Origin of the sequence: Kitasatospora sp. NPDC059812 (assembly GCF_042732075.1) — a bacterium.
GTDB lineage: Bacteria > Actinomycetota > Actinomycetes > Streptomycetales > Streptomycetaceae > Kitasatospora.
In genome coordinates this window covers 106,416-115,252 of sequence record NZ_JBHWIO010000013.1, presented here as the reverse complement: position 1 = coordinate 115,252, position 8,837 = coordinate 106,416, and the positions used below count along the sequence as shown (strand labels likewise).

General features: G+C 72.6%; 8 protein-coding genes and 1 tRNA gene. 3 read left to right on the top strand and 6 right to left on the bottom strand.

From position 1 onward, the window contains the following. Nucleotides 1–175 precede the first annotated feature (175 nt). Together ACFV6D_RS09990 and ACFV6D_RS09985 are read right to left on the bottom strand one after the other, a co-directional pair. Nucleotides 176–685, bottom strand: coding sequence for a hypothetical protein (locus tag ACFV6D_RS09990; protein WP_380559097.1), 510 nt, complete (start codon nucleotides 683–685; stop codon nucleotides 176–178). Nucleotides 686–933: 248 nt separating this feature from the next. After that, entirely contained in the window at nucleotides 934–1,305 is a 372-nt protein-coding gene (locus ACFV6D_RS09985; RefSeq protein WP_380559095.1) for a tail fiber domain-containing protein, read from the bottom strand. Nucleotides 1,306–1,791: 486 nt separating this feature from the next. On the opposite strand from ACFV6D_RS09985, the gene ACFV6D_RS09980 reads away from it, so the two are divergent. Next, complete coding sequence (locus ACFV6D_RS09980; RefSeq protein WP_380559093.1) at nucleotides 1,792–2,877, top strand: sensor histidine kinase; 1,086 nt, start codon at nucleotides 1,792–1,794, stop codon at nucleotides 2,875–2,877. Between the two features lie 72 nt (nucleotides 2,878–2,949). On the opposite strand, the gene ACFV6D_RS09975 is transcribed toward ACFV6D_RS09980, so the two are convergent. The 4 genes from ACFV6D_RS09975 to ACFV6D_RS09960 form a co-directional block, all read right to left on the bottom strand. Then, nucleotides 2,950–5,487 (bottom strand): ABC transporter permease, encoded by a 2,538-nt coding sequence (locus tag ACFV6D_RS09975; protein ID WP_380559091.1) that lies wholly within the window; start codon nucleotides 5,485–5,487, stop codon nucleotides 2,950–2,952. Between the two features lie 5 nt (nucleotides 5,488–5,492). After that, entirely contained in the window at nucleotides 5,493–6,314 is an 822-nt protein-coding gene (locus tag ACFV6D_RS09970) for an ABC transporter ATP-binding protein (RefSeq protein WP_380559089.1), read from the bottom strand. 337 nt (nucleotides 6,315–6,651) lie between these two features. Then, on the bottom strand, nucleotides 6,652–7,278 hold the full coding sequence (locus ACFV6D_RS09965; RefSeq protein ID WP_380339979.1) for a response regulator: 627 nt from the start codon (nucleotides 7,276–7,278) through the stop codon (nucleotides 6,652–6,654). 232 nt (nucleotides 7,279–7,510) lie between these two features. Next, nucleotides 7,511–7,584: transfer RNA gene (locus ACFV6D_RS09960), tRNA-Gly, on the bottom strand. Nucleotides 7,585–7,859: 275 nt separating this feature from the next. On the opposite strand from ACFV6D_RS09960, the gene ACFV6D_RS09955 reads away from it, so the two are divergent. Further along, the gene (locus tag ACFV6D_RS09955; RefSeq protein ID WP_079135746.1) at nucleotides 7,860–8,081 is read left to right on the top strand and encodes a hypothetical protein; all 222 of its coding nucleotides are present in this window, start codon (nucleotides 7,860–7,862) and stop codon (nucleotides 8,079–8,081) included. 72 nt (nucleotides 8,082–8,153) lie between these two features. Further along, complete coding sequence (gene dcd / locus ACFV6D_RS09950) at nucleotides 8,154–8,729, top strand: dCTP deaminase (RefSeq protein ID WP_063348548.1); 576 nt, start codon at nucleotides 8,154–8,156, stop codon at nucleotides 8,727–8,729. Nucleotides 8,730–8,837: the final 108 nt, after the last annotated feature.

Below are 8,837 nucleotides of genomic sequence, written 5' to 3'. Positions count from 1 at the left end.
GCGGGGGGGGGGGGGGGGGGGGGGGGGGGGGGGGGGCGCGGCGGGGGGCGGGGGGGGGGGGGGGGGCGGCGGGGGGGGGGGGGCCCCCCCCCCCGCGCCTCCCCTGCGTGCGCGGCCCTCAGCCGCGTCCAGCGCCTTCCATTTCTTCCGGCTCTTCCGGCTCTTCCGCAGCCGGCTAGACCATCGTGCTCCAGTACGGGCAGCACACGTTCGGCAGCGGCGCCGGGCCGCGGCCGCCGGCGCCCTGCAGTGACGGCAGCCGCTCCGAGCGGGCCACCCCGGGCGAGCTCGCGGTCAGCCCGGCCTCACCCAACTCGCCGAATGTCAGCGCCAGTTGATAACCGTCCAGGGTGGCGGCGGCAACCCCGGGGCGGCTCCGGCCGGCGTTCAGCGAAGTGATCGTCCAGCCGCGCTGCCGCCAGTGCCGCTCGACCGCGTCCACCAGTGCCGCCCGCCGGACCGCCGAGACGATGGTGAGGATGTCCCGCCCCCGGGTGACGTACCAGCGCAGGTCCGGGTCCCGCCCCGGCAGCGACAGCCGTGCGCCCGCTCTGGGCGCCGCCCCCTGCCAGACCGGCGCCGGCCGGACGGCGTCCAGGGTGTCCTGAAGCAGGCTCTCGCAGCGCTCGGCGGCTTCGAGCTGATCGACCGCCGGCGCTGGGCCGGGCCACCGGGCGGGTGGCACGACCGGCGCACCGCCTCGGCTTCCACCCGGGACTCCGACGTTCAGTTCGGCACCACCTGGCTGCACTGGTCCCCTCCGCGCTCCTCCCGGTGTTCAGGCCGGGCCGGGATTCCGTCCACTGCTTGGACGGTGGGCGTGGACGGACAGTTCCGCCTCTTACCGTTCCCACACCCTCTTCCGCACCCCTCCCGCACGCCCCTCCCGCGCCCCCCGCATCCCACCCGCAGCCGCCAGGGATCGCGTCCCACTCACCGGCCCGGCTCGCCGTCCTGGGTGAGTTCGCGCAGGCGCTGGACCTCGGTGGCGAGTTCGTCGATGCGCCGGTTCAGGGCCTGGATGCAGACCAGGGCGATGCCGTTGGCGTCGACGACGGGGATCACGCGGGTGTTCTCGTGGTGGAAGTCGAAGGAGGCGTGCCAGTCCTGGGCCATCGGCCCGATGTGCCGCACCTGTTCGGGCTCCCACAGGTAGCGCCAGGTGCTGATGGGCAGGGCGGCGACCGTCTCCAGTACCTGATGGCCGTTGACCGCCCCGGCCGGGGCGACGGCGGCGGTGTCGGCGGTCTCGGTGTGCTCCGGGGCGGTCCGGGCCGCCTTCCCGGAGCGTCGGAACAGGCCCATGCTCAGCGGCTCCAGTCGATCGGGACGCCCATCCCACCCGAACGCCCCACCCGCCCGCGTCCGACAATCGGGACATAGGGGATCCCGCCGCCACGCTTCCCCCCATCGAGTGAAGCCCCGGCCCGGACCCGCATTCGACCGCCGCACCACCTGTCCGAGCCGCCGGCCGACCCGTCGAGGGCCGATCGGCACGAAGCCCAGGGGGAGTTGGCAGGAGCAACCGGCGTTGAGCCTCAGATTTCAAGCCCGGGGTCGCATGTCAACGGCGGGTTTCCGACGGGAACTATGCTCACGGTCGGAAGCACGGGGGGTCCTTGAGGTAAACGACGGGCCTTCTGTGCGCCCATGGCGGGTCAAGTCGCTTTTCGGGAGCTCTCATTGGGTCACGGTGCGTACCGACTGGGCGACGATCGCCACTCGGAGTCGTCAGGCGAACGGCCAACCCCGAGAGATCCCCTGTCCCGCCTCGCCAAGGGCATCGTGGTCATGGCGGCCCTCGGGTTCTTCGCCGCCTCGGTCGTGGCCACCATCCGCAACCGCGACGGCTTCTCGTACCAACTGGCCGCCATCACAGTCCTTTTGGTCCTGCTCGGCTTTCAGCTCCTGCACGCCGGCCCGTGGCGCCACAGGCGGCCGTGGTGGCCGTGGAGCCTTCTCGCTCACGGAGTGATCACCTACCTGCCGTTCCTGGTCTTCGACGGGGCGTGGGTCGGCATCCCCGGGTCGTTCGCCGGATCGATGCTCCTGACCGTCGCCGCACCCAGGTCCTGGGTCCTCTTCACCCTGCTGGTGGCGGGCCAGTACCCGATCTACGCGGCGCTGGGCGACGACGTCGGGCAGTGCCTCAACGCGAGCGTCTCCACGGCCGCGGGCGGAATCGTCGTCTACGGCGTGGCCCGACTGGCCGACATGACCGCGGAGTTGCGGGCGGCCCGCACCGAGCTGGCGGAGCGCGCCGTGGACCAGGAGAGGCTGCGCTTCTCCCGGGACCTGCACGACCTGCTCGGCTACAGCCTCTCCGTGGCAGCACTGAAGTGCCAGATCGCCGAGCGGACCGTCCTGGAGGACCCGCGGCGCGCCCGGGCGGAGATCTCCGAGGTGCTGGCGATGGTGAGACAGGCGATGTCCGACACCCGGTGGATCTCCAGCGGCGACCTCCAGATGTCGTTGGCGCGGGAAACCCGCTTCGCCGCCTCGGCGTTGCGGGCGGCCGGCATCAGCGTGGAGGTCGACCTGGCCTACGGCGCCCTGCCGCCCGAGCACGACGCCGTACTGGCGACGGTGACGCGGGAGGCCGTCACCAACATGCTGCGGCACAGCGTGGCCCGGCGCTGCGAGATCCGGGCCGTCAGGAACGAACTCGGCGATGTGAGCCTGGTGGTCTCCAACGACGGCGTCCTGGCGGAGGGTGTCTCGGCGGAGCCCGGCGGCGGCCAGGGCATCGACAACCTCACGGAGCGGTTGCTCGCCGTCGGGGGACGGCTGACCGCGGAGGAGGGCGAGACCGGCTGGTTCCACCTCTCGGCGGTCATCGCGGCCCCGCCGGCCAGGACGACGTCCAGGGCCGGCTGACCGTGCGGTCGTGGCCGCCCGACACCCGACGCCCGACACCCGGCGGCGACGGCCACGACCGCACGGTGCCCGCTACTCCCGAAGCCCCATGGCCTCGACCGGCTCCCTGCGCAGCGCCAGCCGGGTGGTCAGCAGCACGGTGCCCAGAGCCAGCAGAGCCGCCCCGCCCAGCACCGCGGCCGCCCAGGTCGCGGGTACGGACGGCCAGGCCGAGCCGGTGAGCGCGAGGCTGACGGGCACCAGGACGGCGGCGGTGACTGCGGCGCCGAGGGCGAGGGCCACGCCGAACGTGATGCCCCCCTCCCAGGCCATCATGCGCAGGATCTGACGGCGGGTGGTACCCACCAGACGCAGCAGGGCGAACTCGCGCAACCGCTCGGTCGTGGCCATCACCAGGGTGTTGACGACGGCGATGGCGGTGAACAGGCTGATCATGCCGAGGAGCAGCCGGCCGACGGCCGTGGCCGACTCCTGCCGGTGCCTGCGGGCTTCGTCGTACGCGGCCCGGTCGCTCGTACGGGCCATGGGGTAGGCGGCGGTGAGGCTTTGGAGCTCCCGGCCGACCTGCTGGGGGTCGGCGTCGGGGGCGGAGCGGACCAGGACCGTCGGCGCGAGGGGGTCCGGTGTGTGCGCGGCGGCGGACTCGGTGGGGAGGAGGGCGTCGGCGAACCCCAGGTCGCGGTCGTAGACGGCGACCACCGTGGCGGTGCTCTCGCTGCCGTCCATCCAGCCGATCCGGAGCTTGGTGCCGACGCCGGCGCCGAGTCCGGAGGCCGAGCGCTGCCCCAGCGCGACGCCGTCCCCGCGCAGTTGGGCCAGCGAGCCCGCGGTGACCCCAGGATCGAGCAGCTCGGACAGCTCGGCGGAATCGACCACCTTGGCGCTGACTCCCCGTGAGCCGGCGGTGCCGGGCGACGCGTCGGACACCATGGTCGTGGCGGGTACGACCCCGCTGACCGCTGTGACGCCGGGCAGTTGGCGGGCCGCGGCGACGAAGTCCGGGGGGAGCCCGACACCGTCGGCCTGGACCACGTGGTCGGCCCGCAGCCTTCGACCGTCCTCGGCCGCGGCGGCCTGGGCCTTGACGCCGGGGACGAACAGCACCGTGCTGGTGAAGGCCACCGCCAGCACCAGCGGGGTGACGGCGGCGGCGAAGCGGCGGGGCTGGGCACGCAGGGCCGCGGACGCGAGGAACCCCGCCACGGGGAAGAGCCTGCCCACCGGTCCACCGATCACCACACTGGCGACCCGCCCGACCACCGGTCCGAGCAGCGCCACCCCCAGGAGGAGCAGCAGGACCATGCTCTCGGCCGTGCCGGCCCCGCTCCGGCTGCCCGTGGAGGACGACAGCACCACGGCGCACACGGCGAGCGTCCCGGCCCCGAGCACCGCCCGCACCCAGCCGATCCGCGGCGCGGGCGCAGAGCACTCGCGCAGAGCCTGGGTCGGTTCGACCCGGGACGCCCGGCGCGCGGAGGCCCACACGGCGAGTTGCGCGGTGACGACGACCCCGCCGACGACGGTCAGCAGTGCGGTGGGCCCGACGTGGAGCGGGACGTCGGAGCGGACCACACCGCGGTCGACGAGTACGCCGCGGAGCAGCGAGGCGACGCCGACCCCGACCGGGCATCCGACCAGCGCGGCGCCGACGGTCAGGACCAGCGTCTCCATCGCGATCATCCGCCGCACCTGTCCCGAAGTGGCGCCCACCGCTCGCAGCAGGGCCATCTCCCGCAGGCGTTGCCGGACGGTGAGCGCGAGCGCTCCCGCCACCACGAACACCGAGATGAACAGGGACAGGATGCCGACGGTCCCGGCGAGCGAGGCCAGGCCGTCCCCGGGCCCGGGTGCGCCCGAGAACTCCCGCTCACCCCGCTGGTCGCCGGTGCTCACCTCGGGCCCGGACCAGAGCTCCGCCCCGGTGGCCGGGAAGGCCGTGGCGAGGACCTGTTCGGCCTGTGCGGCCAGCGCCTGCGGGTCGGCCCCGTCCCAGGCCGTGATGCCGATCGCGTCCGCGCCCTTGGTGGTGCCCGCGAGCCGGGCCGCCTGGTCGGGGCTGAAGAAGAGGACGCTCTGGCGGGCCAACTCCCGTGGGGCTGAGGCCAGTCCGGACACCGTGTAGGCACGGGGGGCGGTGGTGGTGGCCAGCCGCACGGGGTCGCCGGGCCGGAGCCCGCCGCGTGCGGCCGTCGCCTCGTCGAGGACCACCTCGTCGGGGCCGGTCGGCGGGTGACCGGAGGTCAGGTGGAAGGGGGCGAGGACGGCGCTGGTCCAGGAGTGCCCGAGGGACGCCCCGCCCTGCGGGCCGGAGAGGACCTGCCCCGATCCGGTGATCACGGCGGCGGGGAAGGAGACCTCCGGGGTGACGGTCCCGGCGCCGGGCAGTGCGGCCAGCTTTCCGATCAGCGGATCGACGTCGGCCATCCGGGTCGAGCCGCCGATCACGACCGGGGCCGCCGCGTAGCGTTCGGTGGGGGTGCCCGCCCGCAGGGCGGACTCCAGCAGGACACCGCACGCGGCGGTCAGGACGAGGGCGAACGACAGTGCGGCGAAAGCACCCGCGAAGCCCGCCTTGCGGGCGCGCACCGTCTGCCAGGCCAGTAGGAGCATGCCGTTCAGCGCCTTCCCAGGTGGGTCATCCGGTCCGCGACCTGTTCGGGCGAGGGGTTGGCGAGCGCCTCGGCGAAGGAGCCGTCCGCCAGGAAGAACACCTGGTCCGCGTAGGAGGCGGCGACCGGGTCGTGCGTCACCATGATCACGCTCTGCCCCAGTCCGTCGACGACGTGCCGCAGCAGCCGCAGGACCTCCGTACCGGTGGTGCTGTCCAGGGCGCCCGTGGGCTCGTCCGCGAAGACGACCTCGGGTCGTGTGACCAGGGCCCGGGCGATCGCCACCCGCTGCTGCTGACCGCCCGACAGCTGGGTGGGCAGGTGCCGCACCCGGTCGGCGAGGCCGGTCCGGTCGAGGATCTCCCCCAGCCAGGCCCGGTCCGCCCGGCGCCGGGCCAGTCGCAACGGCAGCGTGACGTTCTGCTCGACCGTCAGGGAGGGCAGGAGGTTGAAGGACTGGAAGACGAAGCCGATCCGCTGCCGGCGCAGGACGGTCAGCTCGGTGTCGCCGAGCGCCCCCAGCTCCAGGCCGGCCAGCCGGACCTGCCCGGAGGTCGGGCGGTCGAGCCCGGCGGCGCAGTGCAGGAACGTGCTCTTCCCGGACCCAGAGGGCCCCATCACCGCGGTGAACCCGCCTCGGCAGAATTCCATCGACACCTCGCGCAGGGCGTGCACGGCCCCCGCTCCGCGCCCGTACACCTTGCTCACCCCGTCGAGCCGCACCGCCAGGTCCGGCTCCGAAGTGGAATGGGCCTGTTCCGGATCGCTGGAATCCGCAGTCCGAGAGAAAACGGGAATCCCCTCCTCGATGTGGCGCCGTGCCCTCATTGGCCGCGAGCTTAGCCAGATCCACATTGCCCGCCCGGGACCTCCGACGGCGTCCGGACAGCGCCCGGGCGGCGGCCCCGAAGGCTCCTCCCCAGGTCAACGGGCCACTCAGTCTGCTGGACCGCCCGCCCGGGAGAGTCTGGGCGTGGACAACCCATGGACACATCCATGCGAATCGCATGGGGAATTCCATGGAATACCCCACAGCCAAAAGGCCGCCCGAATACCGGGATCACACTTGTGCAAAATAATCAAACGCCGACCTTCGGAATTGACGAAGAAAATTTCCGGTCCGGCTTTCCGGACTTCCGATGGTTCGCCCCCTGCGTCCGGGGCCCTATGAGGGGCGAGGACCGGCGGAGAGCCAGCCCATCTCCTCGGCGATCCGAATGGCGTCCACCCGGCTGCGTCCCCCGGCCTTGGTCACCGCGGCGGCCAGGTGGTTGCGGGCGGTTCCCGCCGAAATGAACAGCCGGGCGGCGATCTCCGAGACGGAGGCACCTTCCGCGGCCAGGCGCAGGGTGTCGAGCTCCCTGGGCGTCAGCGGATTCTCACGCGCCCCCAGGGCGGCGAGGGCCAGCTCCGGGTCGATGGCACGCTCGCCGGCCGCCACCTTCCTGATCGCCGCCGCCAGCTCCTGGGCCGGGGCGTCCTTGCCGAGGAACCCGAGCACGTGGACGGACATCGCGCTGCGCAGATGCGCGGGTCTCGCCAGCCCGGTCAGGATGAGCGTCCCGCACGTCGGGAGCTTCTCGTGCAACTCGGCCGCGGCCCGGAGCCCGTCCAGACCGGGCATGTCGATGTCGAGCACCGCCACGTCCGGCCGGACCCGCAGAGCCGTCGGCACCACCAGGTCACCACGCTCGACGTCCGCGACGACCTCCAGGTCGTCCTCGTACGCGAGGAGTGCCATCAGCGCGCTGCGCACCATGGCCATGTCCTCGGCCAACAGAACCCTGATCATCCGCGTCCTCCCCTGCCAGGCAACCCCCGCCCGCGCGGCTCCATGAGACAACAGGGCCACGGGCAGCCCGTATCCGATTGATCCACCATGCGTGACCGCGAGCGACGGAAACAACAGTGCGAACCCGATCGAACTACGGCCGGCCCTCCACGAACACGGATCCGACACAACGGACCCGAAGTGGTCCGGACAACACGAGAGCCGCAGGTCAGATGACCTGCGGCTCTCGGTATGGAGCGGGCGACGAGAATCGAACTCGCGCTCTAAGCTTGGGAAGCTCATGTTCTACCATTAAACTACGCCCGCCTGATGAGCCGTCAGAGACCGCTCAATCCAGTGTCACTGTACCCCATTCGCGACTGTGGTTGCACGGCCCGCCCGGGGAGTGGTGGGGCGGGTGAGGGTGGGTGGGGGGCGTACTGTGTGGGCCGCGTACGAGTGCTCCGGCGGGTGGGTTCGGGGCGGCGAGCCACGGTGTGGAATGTCCGGAGCATCCCCTAATGTGACGCTGTCCCGGGGCGAGGTCCCGCGGGGCGCGATGAGTACGGGTGAGTACTGGGTTAGGGATGGGAAGGGGATCGATGGAGCAGCGCGCCGTCGTTCGTTGTGCCGAGGGGCACCTGTTCAGCACCACCACGTTCCCGATGCAGAACCTCGGTCCGGGCCGGCTCGGGCCCGGGCGGCTGATCCGCTGTCCGCAGTGCGGGCGGCTGAGGAGTTCGGTGCTGGCCGACGTGCGGGAGCTGTCGGCGCCGCAACTGGACCGGGCGCTGCGGCTGGAGGCCGCGGAGTTCCTGGCCTGACGGTCGACGCGAGGACGGAACGGGCCCCGGGCGGATTCGTCCGGGGCCCTGTCGTGCACGTAACCTCGAAGCGTGCTGCTCTCTGACAAGGACATCCGGACCGAAATCGACCTGGGCCGGGTCGTCGTCGACCCGTTCGACCCGGCGATGATCCAGCCGTCGAGCATCGACGTGCGCCTCGACCGCTTCTTCCGCGTGTTCGAGAACCACCGCTACCCGCACATCGACCCCTCCGAGGAGCAGCCGGACCTGACCCGGCTGGTGGAGCCCGAGGGCGACGACGCGTTCATCCTGCACCCGGGCGAGTTCGTGCTGGCCTCGACGTACGAGGTCATCTCGCTGCCCGACGACGTGGCGTCCCGGCTGGAGGGCAAGTCGAGCCTGGGCCGGCTGGGCCTGCTGACGCACTCGACGGCCGGCTTCATCGACCCCGGTTTCAACGGTCACGTGACGCTGGAGCTGTCGAACGTCGCGACGCTGCCGATCAAGCTGTACCCGGGGATGAAGATCGGGCAGCTCTGCCTGTTCCGGCTCTCCTCGCCGTCGGAGCACCCGTACGGCTCGGAGCGGTACGGCTCGCGCTACCAGGGCCAGCGCGGCCCGACGCCGTCCCGTTCGTTCATGAACTTCCACCGCACCGACGTCTGATCCGGGCGGAGCGCACGCAGCACGGGCGGGGGGGGCGCGGCGCGCGGGGGGGGGGGGGGGCCGCGGCGCCGCGGCGGGGGGGCGCGGCGCCGGCCGCCCCCAGCGGGG